This is a genomic window from Leifsonia sp. 22587, from assembly GCF_052044215.1.
GTDB classification, from domain to species: domain Bacteria; phylum Actinomycetota; class Actinomycetes; order Actinomycetales; family Microbacteriaceae; genus Leifsonia; species Leifsonia shinshuensis_C.
The window spans coordinates 210,035-228,297 of sequence record NZ_JBQENB010000004.1 but is presented as its reverse complement, the minus strand read 5'-3'; the positions used below and the strand labels follow the sequence as shown (position 1 = coordinate 228,297).

The window sequence follows — 18,263 nt, the reverse complement described above, 5'->3', positions numbered from 1 at the left end:
CGCAGGGAGGCCCGATTAGCCTGGGTGCATGGCCAGATCCCATCTCACTCTAGCCGCGCTGGCCACCTCGGCCGTCCCCGACCTCGACGTCTCCGGCGCTCGCACCCACAGCGCCGGAGGGTCCGGCGACTTCGACTCCGCGCTGCTTTCGACGAGGGACGGCTCCACCGTCATCGTGCGCGTCCCCACCTCGCAGGTGGCCGAGACGGAGCAGAGCGCCGACCTGGTCGCGCTGCGCGCGCTCACCACGGGCATCCGCAGCCGCCTGCCGTTCGACGTGCCGCGGTACCTGGGTCAGGCGCCGATCGGCGGCACCCGCGCGGTCGTCTACGACTTCCTGCCCGGCCACCACATCGCCGTCGGGGATGTGCCCCCGGGCGACGGGCTCGCCGGTTCGATCGGCCACGCCATCGCCGCCATCCACGCGCTCCCGACCGCCTTCGTCGGCGAGGCCGGACTCCCCGTGATGTCCGCCGCCGAGTGCCTGACCGCCGCCAACGCGGTCATCGAGTCGGCCGCATCCACCGGGCTGCTGCCGACCGCCCTGCGCGACCGCTGGCGCGACGCCGCGGCCGACCACTCCATCTGGCAGTTCCAGCCGACCGTCATCAACGGATCGCTCACCGCCGACTCCTTCCTCGTGCAGGACGACGTGGTGAGCGCGGTGATCGGCTGGTCCGCGCTCCGGGTCGGCGACCCGGCCCGCGACCTGCACTGGCTGCTCGCCATGAACCCGGACGCGACGGACGGCGCCCTGGGCGCCTACGCCTCCACGCGGCAGGTCGCCACCGACCGCCAGTTCACGCAGCGCGCCATGCTGTACGCGGAGCTGGAGGTGGCGCGCTGGCTGCTGCACGGCCGTGAGGTGCGCGACCAGTCCATCGTGGACGACGCGGTCGAGATGCTCGACGGCCTGGTCGAGCGGGTGCACACCAACTCGATGAACCCGCTGTCGAGCGCGACCGGCCCGATCATGGCCGTCGGCGACGTGGAGGCGATGCTCGACCGGACACCGGGCGACCGGCCCGAGGGCTACCGCCGCTCCGGCGGGATGAAGCCCGTCGCCGACGACCAGAGCGACGTCAGCTCCTCCTCCGCGTAGAGCCGCTCCGGCCGCACCACGCGGTCGTCGGCGACGAAGTAGAAGACGGCGTCGATCCGCTCCGGGTCCACCCCGGCGTAGCGGGCGAACGCCAGCCGGTAGAGCGCGAGCTGCAGCTGCTTGCGCTCGAGGTCCTCCGCGTCGCGCGGCGCCTTCCCGGTCTTCCAGTCCACGATCTGGTAGTCGTGGATGCCGTCGCCGGCCCGGTAGACCGCATCGAGCTTGCACACCACCACCTGGCCGGCGAGCGTGATGTGGATCTCGAGCTCGACCTCCTCCGGACGCCGGCCCGACCACTCGCTGCGCTCGAAGGTCGCCTTCAGCTCGGCGAACCGCTCGGCCTCGAGGATGTCGCCCGCCGGGTCGTCGAGTTCGGCGCTGTACGCATCCAATTCGTCCGCAGCCCCCGCCAGGGTGCCGAAGCGCTCCTCGACCCAGCCGTGGAACAGCGTTCCGAGCCGGGTCTGGCGATAGGGCCGTTCGGGCATGGGACGCCGCAGAGCGGCGGCGACAGAGGCCGGGTCGGTGACGTAGTCCTTGAACCGCGAGGCGGGGATGCGGGCGGGCAGCTCCACGAGCGCGGCGTCCTCTGCGCGGCGCGCGCGCTCGGCGAGCAGCAGGTCGAGGTCGCGGGCGTAGACGCCGCCGTCGCCGGTGCCCTGCTCGCGCGCGCGGCGCACCGCCTCGGCCGCCTGCTCCACGCGGGTGCGGCGGCCGCCGAGCGGCTCGAGCGGCCAGGTGACGGTCGAGGAGGCGAGGGCGAGCGGGTTCTCGTCCGGCTCGTCGCAGTCGGGGAAGGCGTCCTCCGGCAGCAGTCCCGCCTCCTGGAGCTCGAGCAGGTACGCGCCCGGGCCGCGCGGCTTCGTCTGCGTCGACCAGTAGGAGCCGCTCAGCAGCAGCCTCTGCCGCGCGCGGGTCACCGCGACATAGATCAGGCGGCGCTGCTCGTCGAGGTGCCGGGCGACGTTCTCCTCCTCGAACGCGGCGATGGACTCGTGGACGTCCTTCTGGGTCTCGGCCGTGCGCCACGCGATCACCGGGAGTTCGGCGGAGTCGCCGCGGAACTCGTTCGGGAGCTGCCCGAACGCGAGCCAGCCCTTGCGGCTCTGCGGCGGGCCGGGCAGCTCGCCGTCGACCAGTCGCGGGACCGCCACGACGTCCCACTCGAGGCCCTTGGCACCGTGGATGGTGAGGATCTGGACCGTGCCCGGCTCCGGCTCCTCGCTGCGCGGCGCGAGGTTGTCGCGCTGTTCCGCCTCCGCGAGCCACGAGAGGAAGGAGCCGAGCGTCGCCTGGTCGTCGGCGGCGAGGTACGACGCGACCTGCTCGGCGAAGGCGTCGAGGCTGGCCTGGCCCAGCTGGGCCGTCTCGTTGGCGGCGACCTCGATGTCGAGCAGCAGCTCCTGCTGCACCAGGGTGACCAGGTCGAGAAGGTCGAGGCCGACGCGCGAGCGGAGGTGGTCGAGCCGACGGCCCGCGTCGCGCATCCGCTCGAGCCCGGCCGGGCTGAAGCCGGCGAGCAGGGAGTGGCCGTCCGGTGCGTCGAGCACGAAGTCGAGCGCGTCGACGAGGGAGGCGCCCTCCTCCCCCGCGACCGACCGGCGGAGGCGCTCGCGCAGCTCCGGGTCGAGACGCTGGTGGCGGTGGTCGCGCTCGGCGAGCCAGGAGGCGACATCCCGCAGCACCGCGATGTCCTTCGGGCCGATGCGCCACTTGGCGCCCGTGAGCAGCCGGATCAGCTCGGAGCCGGCCGTCGGGTCGTGCATGACGCGGAGCGCGCTCACCAGGTCGGCGATGACCGGCTGCTCGAGCAGCCCGCCGAGCCCGAGCACGTGATACGGGACGCCGTGGCGCGCCAGGGCGCTGGTGAACACGTCGATCTTCTTGAGCGACCGGCAGAGCATCGCAGCGCTCGGCGGCGAGCCGTCGGCGTCCCGGTCGCGCAGGCGGGCGGCCAGCCAGCGCGCGACCGTGTCCGCCTCGTCGGCCACTGTCTGCTCGAAGACGGCGGTCAGCTCGCCGGGGACGGCACCGGGACGCGGCTGCAGCTGCTCGACGTGCACGGGCGAGGCCGCGGTCAGCGGGGCGACCAGCACGTTGGCGGCGTCGAGCACCCGGGTGGGATTGCGCCAGCTGGTGCTCAGCGCGTACTCGTCCGCGGCCTCCGGCGTGCCGGGCCGCTGACCGGTGAAGTCGGCCGAGAACCGGCCCAGATTGGCGGCGCTCGCCCCGCGCCACCCGTAGATCGACTGGTGCGGGTCACCGACCGCCATCACCGGCTGCCCGGCGAAGAGCCGCGAGAGGAGGCGCGTCTGCACGACCGAGGTGTCCTGGTATTCGTCGAGGAGCACCACCCGGTAACGCCGCCGGTAGTCGGCGACGACGGCGGGCAGCCGCTCGCAGACGTCGAGCGCGAGCGCCACCTGGTCGGAGTACTCGACGAATCCGCGCCGCCGCTTCTCGTCGGCGAACGCGCGGGCGAGATCGAGCAGCGGCGGCAGCGCGCCGACCGCGTCGACCGCCGAGCGCACCGACGCGTACAGGTCCTTGACCCGGCCGTTGCCCGTCGGGAGCTCGGCGGTGCGCGCGAACTGCTCCACCATCCGCTCCACCTCGCCCGCGTCGGCGACGTTCTCGCTCAGTGCGCGGCTGAGGCCGACGACGGCGCTCGTCACCGCCTCCACGCCGCGGTCGAGCTCCACCAGCCGGTCATCCGTGCTGGTCACGACCAGGCGGCGGGCGAGCTGCCAGGCGGACGCCTCGCTGAGCACGGCGGATTCGGGCTCGCGCCCGATCAGGAGCGCGTTCTCACGGAAGATCGCGTTCGCGAAGGCGTTGTAGGTCGCGACCTCGGGGGCGTCGAACGGGTCGAACTCGACGTCGGTCACGCCCGAGGCGACGAGCTGCTCGATGCGCGTCCGGATGCGGCCGGCCAGCTCGCCCGCCGCCTTGCGGGTGAAGGTCAGCCCGAGGATCTCGGGCACGCGGACATGGCCGTTGGCGAGCAGCCAGACGACGCGGTTCGCCATGGTCTCGGTCTTGCCGCTGCCTGCTCCCGCGACCACGATCGCGGGCCGCAGCGGCGCCTCGATGACCGCCTGCTGCTGCCGGGTCGGGATGGGGAGCCCGAGCGCCTCGGCGATCGCGGCGGCGCCAAGTGCGGTGCGCGGCCGGGCGCGGCCGTCAGACGCGACGTCCGCATCCCTCTGGGCGCGGTCGGCCGCCTCGGCCTCCTGGGTCTCCTGGGCCTCCTGGGCCTCCGCCAGCGAGAACGCCTGCTCGACGAGGTCGCGGCCCGCCTCCTCGGCCGCCCATTCCAGCAGGCCGTCTTCGTCGATGCGGGTGGCTTCGTCCGTCATGCTGCTCCTCCCGCGCTGACCGCAGGCACCAGGTGGATGCGGTACTCGTACTTCCCGTGCGGATCGCGTTCGCCGAGGTCGACCACTCCGGCGAAGGTCGACCCCGCCATCCCCTCGGCCGCCCCCGCCACGCGGTCGCGGAGCCGGTCCAGCCGTTCCTCGTCCACCCGGTCCTGCGCGACCTCGCGGTAGCCCTTGCCCCGCACGCCCTTGGCGACGAACAGGAGCTTCGCTCCACCGGACGGCAGACCGCCCGCCTGCTCGACGGCGCCGTGCTCCATCGCCAGCTGGTACGCGCCGAGCTGCGCGTGCTCGGCCGCCTCCGCCGCCGACGGCGTGCGGTTGCCGGTCTTGAGGTCGACGATCACCACGGTGCCGTCCGGGGTGCGCTCCACGCGGTCGATCGTCCCGCGCACCAGAGCGCGTCCCACGCGCAGCTCGAAGGCGCCCTCGGAGCCCAGCAGCACGCCCCCGGCGCGCTCGAAGTCGCGCAGGTACTCGGAGACGCCCGCGGTCAGCGTGCGCGTGCGCCGCCGCTCGCGCTCCTCGAGCCAGGGCGACTCGAACTCCAGCTCTCCCCAGCGCCGCTCGATGCCGCGCCAGAGCCGTTCGACGCTGAGGTCGCGGTCATCGCTGGTGCTCGCCTCCTCCATCACCGCGTGCACCACGGTGCCGATGCCCGCCGCGAGCCCGCTCGGCGAGGCGGCCATGGTGTCCACGAACCAGGCGAGCGGCGACTTCTCGAAGGTCTCGAGCCGGGACGGCGACACGCGGACGACGGCCTCGGGGTCGGCGAGGTCGACCAGCGGCTCCGTGGTCGAGGGTTCGATGAGCCCGTACCAGGAGGCCGGATCGGCGCCCTCGACCTCGGCATCCGCGAGCCGGGCGAGCGCCTCTGCGGCATCGGGCGCGCCCGTCGCCACCAGGCGGCGGCGCAGACGGCCGACCATGCCGCGCAGCGAGAGCGGATGCAGCTGGTCGTCCAGGTCGTCCACGGCCAGCTCACCGGCCAGCCGGAGGAACGGCGACGGCTGCTCGTCGTCGTTCGCCGTCGCGGTGAGCAGCACCTGCCCGCGGGAGCGCGACACGGCGAGCGCGAACATCCGCAGCTCGTCGCCGAGCACCTCCGCGCGCTCGTCCTCGGTCGCGGTCGGCCGGCCCTCCAACGCATCCGCCAGCTCCTGCGGGTGCAGCAGCGATCCGCGCAGGCGCAGGTTGGGCCAGACGCTCTCCTGCAGGCCCGCGACCGCCACGACCTCGAACTCGCGGCCGATGGCCGCGCTCGGGGTGCAGACCAGCACGGCCTCGCCGGAGGTGCGGGCGGCCAGGGTGTCCTCCGGGACCTCGGCGCCGAGCAGCTCGACGACGAAGTCGGACGCCGGACGTTCGGGGTACCGCTCCACGAAGCGCCGCGCGGCGGTGAACAGGGCGACGACGCCGTCGAGGTGGCGGTTGGCCTCGTCGGCGACGATTCCGCTGCGCCCGGACTGCTCCAGCCAGCGCGCCGCGAGGCCGCTGCGCTCCCAGACGTGCCAGAGCAGCTCCTCCACGGAGGCGCCCTGCGCGGCCTTCTCGCGCCCGGAACGCAGAGTCTCGGCGAGCCGTCCGGCACGGCGGGCGGGGGCGGCGTCGATCGTGGCCAGGTGGGCGGGGTGCTCCAGCGCCTCCACCAGCAGCTCGTCTCCCGGCCGGTTGCCCTCGCCGGCCAGCTCCTCCTGGCGGAGCGCCAGCCGCAGCCGCCGCAGGCTCACGCTGTCGAGGCCGCCGAACGGTCCGAGCAGCAGCTCGGTCGCGACGATCGGCGTGAGCTCGATCGCCCCCAGCTGCACGCCCGCGACCGTGACCAGCTGGCGGGCGGCGACGTCGTCGCGCAACGGACGCCCGGCGATGCTCGTCGTGGTCGGCACCTCGGCGACGGCGAGCGCGCGCGACAGCGCGGGGACGTGCGCTCCGGAGCGGACGATGACGGCCATCTCGCTCCACGGCACGCCGTCGAGCAGGTGCCGCTCGCGCAGCTTCCGGGCGAGGCGGGACGCCTCCGCCGGCGCCGAGGCGGCGACCAGGCGGACGATCTCCGGGCGGGGGACCTCGGCAGATGGGGTCTGCACATCCCGCTCCGTCTTCGGCTCGGCCTCGGGCTCGGGGCGGCCGGCCGACGCCATGCGCTGGACGCCGGCCGCCGCCGTGCCGATCCGCTCGGTGACGCGCGCGGTGAGCTCGCGCAGTGCGGGGGTCTGCCGGTGGGCGGTGGTGAGCACGAACCGGGTCACCGGGACGCCGAGCCGCGACTCCAGCTGCCCCAGAGCCGTCGTCTCGGCGCCGCGGAAGGTGGTGGATGCCACGTCCGGGTCGCCGAACGCCACCACGGCGACGCCGCGGTCGGCGAAGGCGCGGAGCAGCGCGACCGTGGCGACCGTCGCCTCCTGCAGGTCGTCGACGAACACCACGCGCAGGCGGTCGAGCGAGCTGCCCTCGCGCACGACCGTCACGGCGGAGGCGATCAGCTCCGCCGAGTCGACGAAACCGCCGCGGTAGCTGTCGACGACGAGCTGGTACTCGGCGATGAACCGGGCGGCCGCCCGCCATTCGTCGCGGCCCGTGATGGCGCCCAGCTCGGACAGGCGGGACGGGGTGACGCCGCGCTCGGCGCAGCGCGCCATGAGCTCGCGCAGCTCGGTGCGGAACCCGCGGAGCGTTCGCACCTCCTCCACCAGCGGTTCCGGCCAGTGCGGGCCGATGCGGTCCTCGATGTGGCCGCTGAGCAGTTCGGCGATAATCTGGTCCTGCTCGCCGCCGGTCAGCAGCCGTGGCGGCTCGGCGCCGAGGCGACGGGCCCGCTCACCGACGAGCTGGAACGCGAGGGACGTCGCCGTGCGTGCCAGCGGACCCTGCGTCGGGACGGCGAGGCGCAGCGCGATCCGGTCGCGGAGCGCCGTCGCGGCGGTGCGGGATGCGCTCAGCGCGAGCACCTCTTCTGTGCCGTACCCCCGGCCGAGCACCCGCTCGGCGAGCGCCTCGACGAGCGTCGTCGTCTTGCCGGTTCCGGGGGCGCCGACGATCGCGGCGGAGGCCTCGTCGGGCAGCGTCAGCACCTCGGCCTGCGCGGCGTCGAGCGTCGGGACGCTCGCGCCGTCAGCCCGTGCTGCGCGCATCCGGAAGCCCTGCGTCGTCATGGCTTTCACGCTATCGGCGTCCGCCGACAGAGAACGCGAGCGGGGGCCGCGAGCCGTGTGCCGTAGTCTGAACTCACACCCGCCGGTCAGACTCGAAAGGCACCAAACGTGGAGATCCGTATCGGAATCGTCAACGCCCCCCGCGAGCTCAGCTTCGAGACGTCGCAGCCGGCCGAGCAGCTCACCCAGCAGGTGGAGACGGCGCTGACGAACGGCGGCGGTGTGCTCAAGCTCACCGACGACAAGGGCCGCCTCTACGTCGTGCCGACCGCGGGCATCGCCTACGTCGAGCTCGGCACCGAGGAATCGCGCCGGATCGGCTTCGTCGGCTAGCCTCCCTCTCGTGGAACTGCTCTTCGTCGTCCTCGGCGGCGCCATCATCGGGCTCGCCGGCCGCTACCTCCTGCCGAACCGGCACACGCACGGCTCCGTGCTGATGCCCGCGATCGGCGTCGCGTCGGCGTCCGTCCTCTGGGTCGCCCTCACCTGGGCGGGGCTGAAGTGGGACGGCGGCTGGATCTGGTGGATCACGCTGCTCGGCACCGCCCTTATCGTGGCGGTCGCCGACCTCCTGATCGGCCGCCTGCGCACCGAGAGCGACGACCGCATGCTGCACGCGCTCGCGAAGGGCGCCGTCGCCCGCTGACGCGCCCCGCGCGCACATTCGTGCCGAATGTCGCCTCTCGTGCCCGCTGAGCGCGCATTCGTGACGAATGTGCGGCTGCGGCACCCGGGAACATTCGTGCCGAATGTCGCCTTTCGTGCCCAGCGAGGGCGCATTCGTGACGAATGTTTCGGGGCGGGTCCGTCAGGCGGTCAGGCCGAGGGCGTCCATCCGGCGCGTGTGGGCGGCGATCAGCTCGGTGAAGATCGGCTCGATCCGCTCCTCGTCGGTCGCCCGGTTGCCCGAGAGGTGCAGGGCCGAACGCGCCACGAGCAGCGTGTCGCCCACGAGCCGCCTCCCCCACATCGCCAGGCGCGAGGCCAGCAGCGGGTCCGCGCCGATCTCGGTGCGGAGCACCTCCAGCACGCCCTCCTGCCCGGACTCCGAGCCCAGCAGGTGCGCGATGCGCGGGCCCACGTCGCCCGGCAGACCGGCTGCGAGCCGGATGAAGAAGTCGTCGAGGAGGCCGCCGGTCACGAGCGCCGACAGCAGCGTCTCGCGCCAGTCCGCCCCGACGATGAGCGCGCTGAAGCCTTCGATCTCCACGGCGAACGGCTCCATCGCCGCCGCCGGGTCGTCGCCGCGGCGGCGGATCTCCGCCACGATCCCCTGGTGCTTCGACAGTGCGTGGCCCGCGGCCGCCGAGACCAGCCCCTTCGCGCGGAGGTCGTCGGCTTCGGCCGCGACACGCGACAGCGTCTCGAACTGCTCCAGCTGGAGGTACGCGGCCTGACCGAGATACGGCAGCAGGTCCGGCATGACCTCGTGCAGGTCGACCCGCACCGTCGCGACCGGGCGCGACCGAGGGGTCAGGCGCGGGAGCTCGCCGGAGGGCCGGCGACGGGTGAACCAAGTCGACACGCTCAGCAGTGTATCGGGACGGTCCAGTAGGCTGGTCACGCCGTCGGCGCAGGATCGACGGCCTCACGCCTGCGACAGAGAACAGGGCGTGGACCCTCCCATCGAATCGACAGGCATCGCACCAGTGACTTTCTCCGAACTCAACATCGACCAGGACATGGTGGACGCGCTCGCGGCCAAGGGCATCATCGAGCCGTTCCCCATCCAGGCGCAGACCATCCCCCTCGCCCTCACCGGGCAGGACATCATCGGCCAGGCCAAGACCGGCACCGGCAAGACGCTCGGCTTCGGCCTCCCGCTGATCCAGCGGCTCGGCCTTGACCCGGCGCCCGGCGTGAAGGCCCTGGTCGTCGTGCCGACCCGCGAGCTGGCCATCCAGGTCTACGAAGACCTCGAGACCGCCGCCGCCGGCCGCCCGACCTCCATCGCCGCCATCTACGGCGGCAAGGCCTACGAGGGCCAGATCGCGCAGCTCAAGGGCGGCGCGCAGATCGTCGTCGGCACCCCGGGCCGTCTCCTCGACCTCGCCGGCCAGCGCCTGCTGAGCCTGGCGAACGTGCAGGAGATGGTGCTCGACGAGGCCGACAAGATGCTCGACCTCGGCTTCCTGGCCGACATCGAGAAGCTGTTCGCGCAGACCTCGCCGACCCGCCACACCATGCTGTTCTCGGCCACGATGCCGGGCCCGATCGTCGCCCTGGCGCGCCGGTTCATGACGCGCCCGGTGCACATCCGCGCGACCGACCCGGACGAGGGCCAGATCCAGGCCAACATCAAGCACCTCATCTACCGGGCGCACTCGCTCGACAAGGACGAGGTGATCGCGCGCATCCTGCAGGCCGAGGGCCGTGGGAAGACCGTCATCTTCACGCGCACCAAGCGCGCCGCCGCCAAGCTGGTCGAGGAGCTGAACGACCGCGGCTTCAACGCGGCGGCCGTGCACGGCGACCTGAACCAGGAGCAGCGCGAGCGCGCGATGGCCGCGTTCAAGGCCGGCAAGAAGGACATCCTCATCGCCACGGACGTCGCGGCCCGCGGCATCGACGTGGATGACGTCACGCACGTCATCAACCACACCATCCCGGACGACGAGAAGACCTACCTGCACCGCGCGGGCCGCACCGGCCGCGCCGGCAAGACCGGCATCGCGGTGACCTTCGTCGACTGGGAGGACCTGCACAAGTGGGCCCTCATCAACCGGGCGCTGGAGTTCGGCCAGCCCGAGCCGACCGAGACCTACTCGTCGTCACCGCACCTGTTCAGCGACCTCGACATCCCGGCGGGCGCCAAGGGCCGGCTGAAGTCGACGCCGGCGGTCAAGGCTCCGGAGACCCCGCGCGGCGGGCGCACCGACTCGACCGGGCCGGAGGCCTCCGAGCGCTCCGGCAGCCGCCGTCGCCGCCGCACCCGCGGAGCGGGCGAGTCCCAGGGCGGCGCTCCGGCCGCGTCGACCGAGGGCGCTCCGTCGTCCGAGGGCGGCGAGCAGAAGGCCGCGGCCGGCACGCACGACGGCGGCGGATCGCAGCACCGCGACGGCAACAGCGCGCCGCGCCGGCGTCGCCGCCGTTCGCGTGGCGGCTCCCCCGCGACGCCCGCCAGCTGACCGGATCCGCTCTCCCGCCGAAGTGCACGTCGTTGCGGTGGACACGCCGTGCGGCTGCACAGCAACGTGCACTTCGGCGAAAGGTCTGCGCTCAGTACCAGTTCGGGTCGTGGCTCATCTCGAAGTTCCATGCCGCGCAGGGTGACCCGTACGCGCGGTTGATGTAGTCGAGCCCCCAGTTCACCTGGGTGTTCTGGTTCGTCATCCAGTCCGGGCCCGCGCTCGCCATCTTGCTGGCGGGCAGCGACTGCGGGATGCCATACGCGCCACTCGACGTGTTGTAGGCGTCGGCGCGCCAGCCCGACTCGTGGTTCCAGAGCTTGATCAGGCACCCCATCTGGTCCTGCCCCCAGCCGAAGGCCGCGAGGCGGCTGGACGCGTACGCCTGCGCTCCCGCCGGGTCGACCACCATGCCGGGCGGAGGCGCGAAGCCGTCGGACCCGCCGCCCGAGTTCGCGGCCTGCTGAGCGGCCTCGGCCGCCGCGACGCCTTCGGCGTACTTCTGCTCGACGGACGCCTCCGTGTTCTTGAGGGTCGCCAGCTGCGCGTAGAGCGTGTTCGCGTGCTGCTTCTGGTCGGCGAGCTGCGCATCCGCCGCCTGCTTCGCCGCCGTGGCCGCGTCGAGCGCCTTCTTGGCGGCCGTCGCGAGCTGGTCGCGGATGGTCTGCGCCGCGGACGCCTGGGCGCTCAACGACGTGGCGAGGTTCTTCTGGGCGGTCGCCTGCGCGAACAGGGCGCTGGAGCGGTCGGCCAGCTTCGACACGGCGCCCAGCTGGTAGAGCAGCGAGTCGGACCGGGAGGCGCTCGGGCTGAGGAAGAGCCGGAGGGACACCGAGGACGTGCCCGCGCGCGTGAGCTGCTCGGCGAGCGTGCCGCTCTGTGCCTTCAACTGGTCGGCCTTCGCGCCCGCCTCCTGCGCACGCTCAGCGAGGTCCTGCGCCTTCGCGGTCGCCGCCTGCAGCGCCGCCTCGGCAGCGCCGTACTCCCCGAGACGCTTGACCGCGAGATCGCCTGCCGCGTTGGCCGCAGTCTGGAGGCTCTGCAGCAGGCCGTTGATCCGATCCACCTCCGCCTGGGCGGCCGCGGCGTTGTTCTTGGCGGCCTGCACGTCATCCCATGACGGGTAGGAGTCCGCGCTGGCCGGGGCCGCGCCTCCCGCGATGACCAGCGCAGCGGTCAGGGCGGCAGCCACCGCCGATCCTCGCCAGAACCGTCTCACCCGTGCACCTCGCTTCTCCCCCGCCGGGGTCCAGGCTACGGGCGGATCGTCACGGAGCGTAGAAAGGCGCCGCGCCTGTCGCTTCTTCGATCATCGCGTCGACCACCTCGGGGTCGGTGGTGTTCTCGCCCAGCCGGTTGGGCTTGCCCGCACCGTGGTAGTCGCTCGACCCGGTGATCCGGAGGCCGTAGCGGTCCGCGAGCTCACGCAGCCGGGCGACGCCGTCGGCGGTGTTCTCGCGGTGGTCGAGCTCCAGCCCGAACAGCCCGGCGTCGACCAGGCGGCGCAGCCGGTCCTCGGGGATGACGCGGCTCCGGCCTCCGGTCGCGGGATGCGCGAGCACCGGCAGGCCGCCCGCGCCGCGGATCAGGCGGACGCCCGTCAACGGCTCGGGTGCGTAGTGCGGCTGGAAGTACCCGCTGCGCCAGTGCAGGATGCCCGCGAAGGCGGCGCTGCGGTCGGACGCGAGCCCGCGGGCGACGAGCGCGTCGGCGATGTGCGGCCGCCCGACGGTCGCGCCCTCCGTCGCCTGCGCCAGGACGTCGTCCCAGGTGATGTCGTAGTCCTCGGAGATGCGCCGGACCATGTCCTCGGCGCGGCGCATCCGCCCGTCCCGGATGCGGAGCGTCTCGGCCGTGAGCGCCTCGTTCGTCGGGTCGAACAGGTACCCGAGCATGTGGACGCTGGCGAACTCGATGCGCGTGGAGAGCTCCATGCCCGGGATCACGGTGACGCCGACGCGGGCCGACTCGGCGGCTGCGTCCGCCCATCCGGCGGTCGAGTCGTGGTCGGTGAGCGCGACCGTCCCGAGACCGGCTGCCGCGGCGGCGCGGACCAGCTCGGCCGGGGTCTCGGTCCCGTCCGAGACGCTCGAGTGCGTGTGCAGGTCGACGGGACCACGGAACCGTCGCGCATCAGCCATGGTCAACATCCTAGGAGTGGAAGAATGGTCGGCATGTCGCAGTCCACGAACGCCACGGCCGACCAGGCGCCCCGCGCAACCCAGAACCGCTCCACGACCCCCGGGTCGGATGCGTTCCGCGAGTACATCGGGAGCGGATGGGCGGACCGCCCGGAGGTCGTCCCGGACGCCCGCAGGCAGGCCGCGTACGCCGCCGCCCGACGTGCACGGATCTCGGAGCAGTTCCCCGGCAAGCGGCTCATCATCCCGGCCGGCCGGCTGAAGCAGCGGTCGAACGACACCGACTTCCCGTTCCGCGCGCACTCCGCCTTCGCGCACCTCACCGGCTGGGGCTCCGACTCGGAGCCGGGCAGCGTGCTCGTTCTCGAGCCGACCGCCTCGGGTCATGACGCGACCCTGTACTTCCGCGAGCGCGCCGGCCGCGACTCGGACGAGTTCTACGCGAACCCGGAGATCGGCGAGTTCTGGATCGGACCGCGCCCCTCGCTCGCGCAGGTCGCCGGCGACCTGAACCTGCCCACGCGCGGCATCGCCGAACTGCAGACGGTGCTCGACGCGGTCGACGCCGACACGATCGTGCTGCGCGAGGCCGACCCGGCGATCACCGACGAGGTGGATGCGGCCCGGCTGCTTCTGGGAACGGGCGCCGACGACGCGGACGACGAGCTCGACGCGGAGGACCACGGCGACGACGACAAGCTCGCCCGCGACCTCTCCGAACTGCGGCTGATCAAGGACGAGTTCGAGATCGGCGAGCTGCGCGCGGCGGTCGCCGCGACGGCGCGCGGGTTCGAGGACGTCATCGCGGATCTGCCCCGGATCACCGCGCACCCCCGCGGCGAGCGGCTGGTGGAGGGCGTCTTCAACGGCCGGGCGCGCGCCGACGGCAACGCGGTCGGCTACGACACGATCGCGGCGAGCGGACCGCACGCGTGCATCCTGCACTGGACCAGGAACGACGGGCCCGTGGTGCCCGGCGACCTCATCCTCATGGACGCCGGTGTGGAGCTGGACAGCTACTACACCGCGGACATCACGCGCACGTTCCCGGTCGACGGGACGTTCAGCGAGACTCAGCGCCTGATCTACGAGGCCGTCCTGGAGGCGGCGGACGCAGCCTTCGCGGTCGTGCGCCCGGGCATCCGCTTCCGCGAGATCCACGCGACCGCGATGGCGGTCATCGCGCGCAAGACCGCCGAGTGGGGGCTGCTGCCGGTGACGGCGGAGGAGGCATTGGAGGCGGACAACCAGCAGCACCGCCGCTACATGGTGCACGGCACCAGCCACCACCTGGGCCTCGACGTGCACGACTGCGCGCAGGCGCGGCGCGAGCTCTACCTCGACGGCGTGCTGGAGCCCGGGATGGTGTTCACCATCGAGCCGGGACTGTACTTCCAGCCCGACGACCTCACCGTGCCGGAGCGGTTCCGCGGCATCGGCGTGCGGATCGAGGACAACATCCTCGTGACGGCGGACGGCGCCGAGAACCTCTCGGCGGCGATCCCGCGCACGGCCGACGACGTCGAGGCGTGGGTGCGCCGCCTCTCCCGCTGACCCGGGGCTCTCCCTTTCGCCGAGGTGCACGTCGTTGCGCGGTCGTACGGCGTGTCGACCGCAACGACGTGCACCTCGGTGGGGACGGGTTACGCGGAGGGCGCGGGCGGGTTGTCGTCGCCCGTGGGCGGAGCGACCGGAGGCGCGACCGGCGGCGCGGCCGCCGGCGGCGCGGGCGGCGGGTCGGACGGGTGCTGCGGCTGCGCGGGCGGCGTCCAGCCGGCCGGGGCTGCGGGCTGCTGCTGCTCCGCTCCCCCGCTCGCGAGCAGGTTGCGGGCGCGGTTCCCGAGCTCCGAGTCCACGAGCACCGAGTAGCTCGTCGCGATCACCTGCTGCACGGAGGTGAAGTCGCGGCGCCGGCGGTTGACGGCGTACGAGACGATGCCCCACAGCATCCCGAAGCCGGCGCCGAGCAGCAGGGCGGCGAGCACGAAGGCCAGGCTGACCGTCGGCGAGAAGATGACGAGCAGCAGCCCGAAGAAGATGCCCAGCCAGGCGCCCGAGGCGGCCCCGGCGAGCGCGACGCGCCCCCAGGTCAGCTTGCCGGTGACGCGCTCGACGCTCTTCAGGTCGCTGCCGACGATGGAGACCTTGTCGACCGGGAAGTCGGCCCGGGCCAGCACATCCACCGCCTCCTGCGCCTCGGGGTAGCTCTCGAAGGTGGCCACGACCTCGCCGCGCGGCAGCGTCGGGAAGAGGATGCGGTTGCGCCCGTTCAGGGACCCAGGTGTGCTCATGCGCCCCATTGTTCCATCCGGGACCGTGCGGGGCCCAGCGACCAGCCGTCGTTCACCCTCGAGGACTAGGTTATGAGGGTGAGTGCCGCCAGAGTCTTCGTCGCCCGTCTCGCCGGGACGACCGTGTTCGACCCCGTGGGAGACCGGGTCGGCAAGGTCCGTGATGTCCTGGTCGTGTACCGGAAGAACGATCCTCCGCGGGTGGTCGGGCTGATCGTCGAGATCCCCGGCAAGCGCCGCGTCTTCCTCTCGATCGGGCGGGTCACCAGCATCGGCAGCGGCCAGATCATCACGAACGGCATCATCAACGTCCGCCGCTTCGAGCAGCGCGGCGGAGAGGTGCGCGTCATCGCCGAGCTGCTCGGCCGCCGCGTCGTGTTCGCCGACGGTAGCGGCGAGGCGACCATCGAGGACGTCGCGATCGAGGAGACCGACACCGGCGACTGGGCCGTGAGCCAGCTGTTCGTCCGCAAGCCGAAGACGGGCCCCTCGCCGTTCGGCAAGGGCGCGACGACGTTCGTGACCTGGAACGAGGTGCGCGAGAAGCAGAACCGCGGCGAGGCGCAGTCCGCCGAGCAGCTGATCGCCACCTACTCAGAGCTGAAGCCGGCCGACCTGGCCAACACGCTGCTCGACCTCCCCCAGCAGCGGATGCTCGAGGTGGCCGAGGAGCTGCCCGACGACCGCCTGGCGGACGTGCTGGAGGAGATGCCCGAGAGCGAGCAGGTGCAGATCCTCGCCAAGCTGAACGACGACCGCGCCGCGGACGTGCTCGACCAGATGCAGCCGGACGACGCCGCGGACCTCATCGCCCAATTGTCGGACGAGCGCGGCGAGCACCTGCTCGAGCTGATGGAGCCGGAGGAGGCGGAGGACGTCCGCATGCTCCTCAGCTACAACCCGGACACCGCAGGCGGCCTGATGACCACGGAGCCGATCATCGTCTCCGCCGACGCGACCGTCGCGGAGGGTCTCGCCCTCATCCGCCGTCACGAGCTCGCACCGGCCCTCGGCGCCGCGGTGTGCGTGACGCTCCCGCCCTACGAAGCGCCGACCGGCCGCTTCCTCGGCGTCGTGCACTTCCAGCGGATGCTGCGCTACCCGCCGCACGTGCGCCTCGGCACCCTGCTCGACCCGGGCCTGGAGCCGGTCACGGCGGACACCTCCGCGGCCGAGGTGTCGCGCATCCTCGCCTCGTACAACCTGGTCTCCGTGCCGGTCGTGGACGACAAGCACCGACTCGTCGGGGTGGTGACCATCGACGACATCCTCGACTACCTGCTCCCCGACGACTGGCGAAGTCAAGACGAGGACGAGCCCGTGAAACACGCGGCGCCGTCCGACGAGACCGGCAGCATCCGCATCGTGAACGGAAGGAGGGGCGGAAGTGGCACGAGGTAGGCAGGACACGGGGCTCGACGCCCCCAAGGGACTGCGGACGCCGGTGCTCCGGCGCGACCCGATGGAGTCGAGCGACCGCTTCGGGCGGTTCACCGAGTGGATCGCCCGCGCCATGGGCACGCCGTGGTTCGTGCTCGGGCTGACGATCTTCGTCATCGCCTGGATGGCGTGGAACACGCTGACCCCGAAGACGTGGCGGTTCGACTCCGCCGATCTGGGCTTCATCGCCCTCACCCTGGTGCTGTCGCTGCAGGCGTCGTACGCCGCACCGCTCATCCTGTTGGCGCAGAACCGTCAGGACGACCGCGACCGCGTGCAGATCGAGCAGGACCGGCAGCGCGCCGAGCGCAACCTGGCCGACACGGAGTACCTGGCGCGCGAAGTCGTCGCGCTGCGGCTCGCCGTGAAGGACATGGCGACGAAGGACTTCATCCGGGCCGAGCTGAGATCCCTGCTCGAAGACCTGGAGCGGAGCGAGGCGGGCGAGGGCGAGCAAGCACGTGCCTGAGCGGGGCGGCGACCTCGCGGGCGCCGTGCGGAGCGCGCTCGCGGCGGTGCTCGATCCGGAGATCCGCAAGCCGATCACCGAGCTCGACATGGTGGGCGACGTGACGGTGGATGCGGACGGCCGCGCCGCGGTCGGCATCAAGCTGACGATCGTCGGCTGCCCGGCCGCCGACGCCATCGAGCGCGACGTGCGCGCGGCGACCTCGGCCGTGCCGGGAGTCACCGCCGCCGACGTGGACGTCACGGTGATGACGCCGGCGGAGCGGCGAGCGCTGACCGAGAAGCTGCGGGCCGGACGGCCTGCGCGCGGGGCGCAGTTCGGACCGGACTCGCTCACCCGCGTGTACGCCGTGACCAGCGGCAAGGGAGGCGTCGGCAAGTCGACGCTCACCGCGAACCTCGCGGTCGCTCTAGCGGAGCGCGGGCTGCGGGTGGGCATCGTGGATGCGGACGTGCACGGGTTCTCGATCCCCGGCATCCTGGGCCTGACCGACGAGAACGGCGTCGCGCCGCGTCCCACCCGGGTCGACGACATGATCCTGCCGCCGGTCGCCTACGGGGTGAAGGTCGTGTCCATCGGGATGTTCGTGGACTCGGCCTCGGCGGCGGTCGCCTGGCGCGGACCGATGCTGCACCGGACCATCCAGCAGTTCCTCTCCGACGTGTTCTTCGGCGACCTGGATGTGCTGCTCCTCGACCTGCCGCCCGGCACCGGCGACGTGGCCATCTCCGTCGGCCAGCTCCTGCCGACGGCGGAGGTGCTCGTCGTCACGACGCCGCAGCCCGCCGCGGCCGACGTGGCGGAGCGCAGCGGCGTCGTCGCCCGCCAGACCGGCCAGCGCGTCATCGGCGTGATCGAGAACATGGCGGGACTGGTGCAGCCGGACGGCAGCATCCTCGACCTGTTCGGCACCGGCGGCGGCGCGGAGGTCGCCCGCCGGCTGTCGGCCGGGCAGGACGAGGAGGTGCCGCTGCTCGCGAGCGTGCCGCTCAGCATCCCGTTGCGCGCCGGCGGCGACACCGGCGCGCCGATCGTGGTGACCGACCCCGGGGACCCGGCGGCCGCCGCGATCCGCGCGGTCGCAGACCGGCTCGCGACCCGCTCGCGCGGCCTCGCCGGCCGCAAGCTCGGCCTCTCCGTGCGCTGACGCGCCGCGCGCC

14 protein-coding genes are annotated in these 18,263 nt (G+C 72.9%); 8 read left to right on the top strand and 6 right to left on the bottom strand.

The genetic code is table 11. From position 1 onward, the window contains the following. Positions 1-28: 28 nt before the first annotated feature. Positions 29-1,102 carry a phosphotransferase gene (locus tag ACTJI1_RS16870; protein WP_440743543.1) on the top strand — a complete coding sequence of 358 codons (1,074 nt, stop codon included), beginning with the start codon at positions 29-31 and terminating at the stop codon, positions 1,100-1,102. Here the strand turns inward: ACTJI1_RS16870 and ACTJI1_RS16865 are convergent. Next, positions 1,033-4,461, bottom strand: a complete 3,429-nt coding sequence (locus tag ACTJI1_RS16865; protein ID WP_440743542.1) for a UvrD-helicase domain-containing protein — start codon at positions 4,459-4,461, stop codon at positions 1,033-1,035. The genes ACTJI1_RS16870 and ACTJI1_RS16865 overlap by 70 nt on opposite strands. Continuing rightward, on the bottom strand, positions 4,458-7,634 hold the full coding sequence (locus ACTJI1_RS16860; RefSeq protein WP_440743541.1) for an ATP-dependent helicase: 3,177 nt from the start codon (positions 7,632-7,634) through the stop codon (positions 4,458-4,460). Before ACTJI1_RS16860 ends, ACTJI1_RS16865 begins: the two co-directional genes overlap by 4 nt. A gap of 108 nt (positions 7,635-7,742) precedes the next feature. On the opposite strand from ACTJI1_RS16860, the gene ACTJI1_RS16855 reads away from it, so the two are divergent. Further along, entirely contained in the window at positions 7,743-7,967 is a 225-nt protein-coding gene (locus tag ACTJI1_RS16855) for a DUF3107 domain-containing protein (protein ID WP_440743540.1), read from the top strand. Between the two features lie 10 nt (positions 7,968-7,977). Continuing rightward, positions 7,978-8,280, top strand: a complete 303-nt coding sequence (locus ACTJI1_RS16850) for a hypothetical protein (protein WP_310128510.1) — start codon at positions 7,978-7,980, stop codon at positions 8,278-8,280. A 162-nt stretch (positions 8,281-8,442) separates the two neighbouring features. Here ACTJI1_RS16850 and ACTJI1_RS16845 read toward each other — a convergent pair whose 3' ends face one another. After that, a complete protein-coding gene (locus ACTJI1_RS16845; RefSeq protein WP_310128508.1) occupies positions 8,443-9,159 on the bottom strand; it encodes a ferritin-like fold-containing protein in 717 nt (238 codons plus the stop codon). A 124-nt stretch (positions 9,160-9,283) separates the two neighbouring features. On the opposite strand from ACTJI1_RS16845, the gene ACTJI1_RS16840 reads away from it, so the two are divergent. Next, positions 9,284-10,762, top strand: a complete 1,479-nt coding sequence (locus ACTJI1_RS16840) for a DEAD/DEAH box helicase (protein ID WP_440743539.1) — start codon at positions 9,284-9,286, stop codon at positions 10,760-10,762. A gap of 91 nt (positions 10,763-10,853) precedes the next feature. Here ACTJI1_RS16840 and ACTJI1_RS16835 read toward each other — a convergent pair whose 3' ends face one another. Both ACTJI1_RS16835 and ACTJI1_RS16830 read right to left on the bottom strand, forming a co-directional pair. Continuing rightward, the gene (locus tag ACTJI1_RS16835) at positions 10,854-11,954 is read right to left on the bottom strand and encodes a hypothetical protein (protein ID WP_310128504.1); all 1,101 of its coding nucleotides are present in this window, start codon (positions 11,952-11,954) and stop codon (positions 10,854-10,856) included. A gap of 76 nt (positions 11,955-12,030) precedes the next feature. Further along, positions 12,031-12,903: a PHP domain-containing protein gene (locus ACTJI1_RS16830; protein WP_310128503.1), complete on the bottom strand. Its 873-nt coding sequence runs from the start codon at positions 12,901-12,903 to the stop codon at positions 12,031-12,033. A gap of 24 nt (positions 12,904-12,927) precedes the next feature. On the opposite strand from ACTJI1_RS16830, the gene ACTJI1_RS16825 reads away from it, so the two are divergent. Then, on the top strand, positions 12,928-14,457 hold the full coding sequence (locus ACTJI1_RS16825; RefSeq protein ID WP_440743538.1) for an aminopeptidase P family protein: 1,530 nt from the start codon (positions 12,928-12,930) through the stop codon (positions 14,455-14,457). 89 nt (positions 14,458-14,546) lie between these two features. Here the strand turns inward: ACTJI1_RS16825 and ACTJI1_RS16820 are convergent, their stop codons facing one another. Then, positions 14,547-15,194: a general stress protein gene (locus ACTJI1_RS16820; RefSeq protein WP_440743537.1), complete on the bottom strand. Its 648-nt coding sequence runs from the start codon at positions 15,192-15,194 to the stop codon at positions 14,547-14,549. A gap of 78 nt (positions 15,195-15,272) precedes the next feature. Here ACTJI1_RS16820 and ACTJI1_RS16815 point away from each other — a divergent pair, with 78 nt between their 5' ends. The 3 genes from ACTJI1_RS16815 to ACTJI1_RS16805 are packed head-to-tail and all read left to right on the top strand — an operon-like array spanning position 15,273 to position 18,250. Continuing rightward, complete coding sequence (locus ACTJI1_RS16815; RefSeq protein WP_310128497.1) at positions 15,273-16,595, top strand: magnesium transporter MgtE N-terminal domain-containing protein; 1,323 nt, start codon at positions 15,273-15,275, stop codon at positions 16,593-16,595. Further along, positions 16,582-17,103 carry a DUF1003 domain-containing protein gene (locus ACTJI1_RS16810; protein WP_310128495.1) on the top strand — a complete coding sequence of 174 codons (522 nt, stop codon included), beginning with the start codon at positions 16,582-16,584 and terminating at the stop codon, positions 17,101-17,103. The genes ACTJI1_RS16815 and ACTJI1_RS16810 overlap by 14 nt, the downstream gene beginning before the upstream one ends. Then, the gene (locus tag ACTJI1_RS16805; RefSeq protein ID WP_440743536.1) at positions 17,096-18,250 is read left to right on the top strand and encodes an Mrp/NBP35 family ATP-binding protein; all 1,155 of its coding nucleotides are present in this window, start codon (positions 17,096-17,098) and stop codon (positions 18,248-18,250) included. Before ACTJI1_RS16810 ends, ACTJI1_RS16805 begins: the two co-directional genes overlap by 8 nt. Positions 18,251-18,263 lie beyond the last annotated feature (13 nt).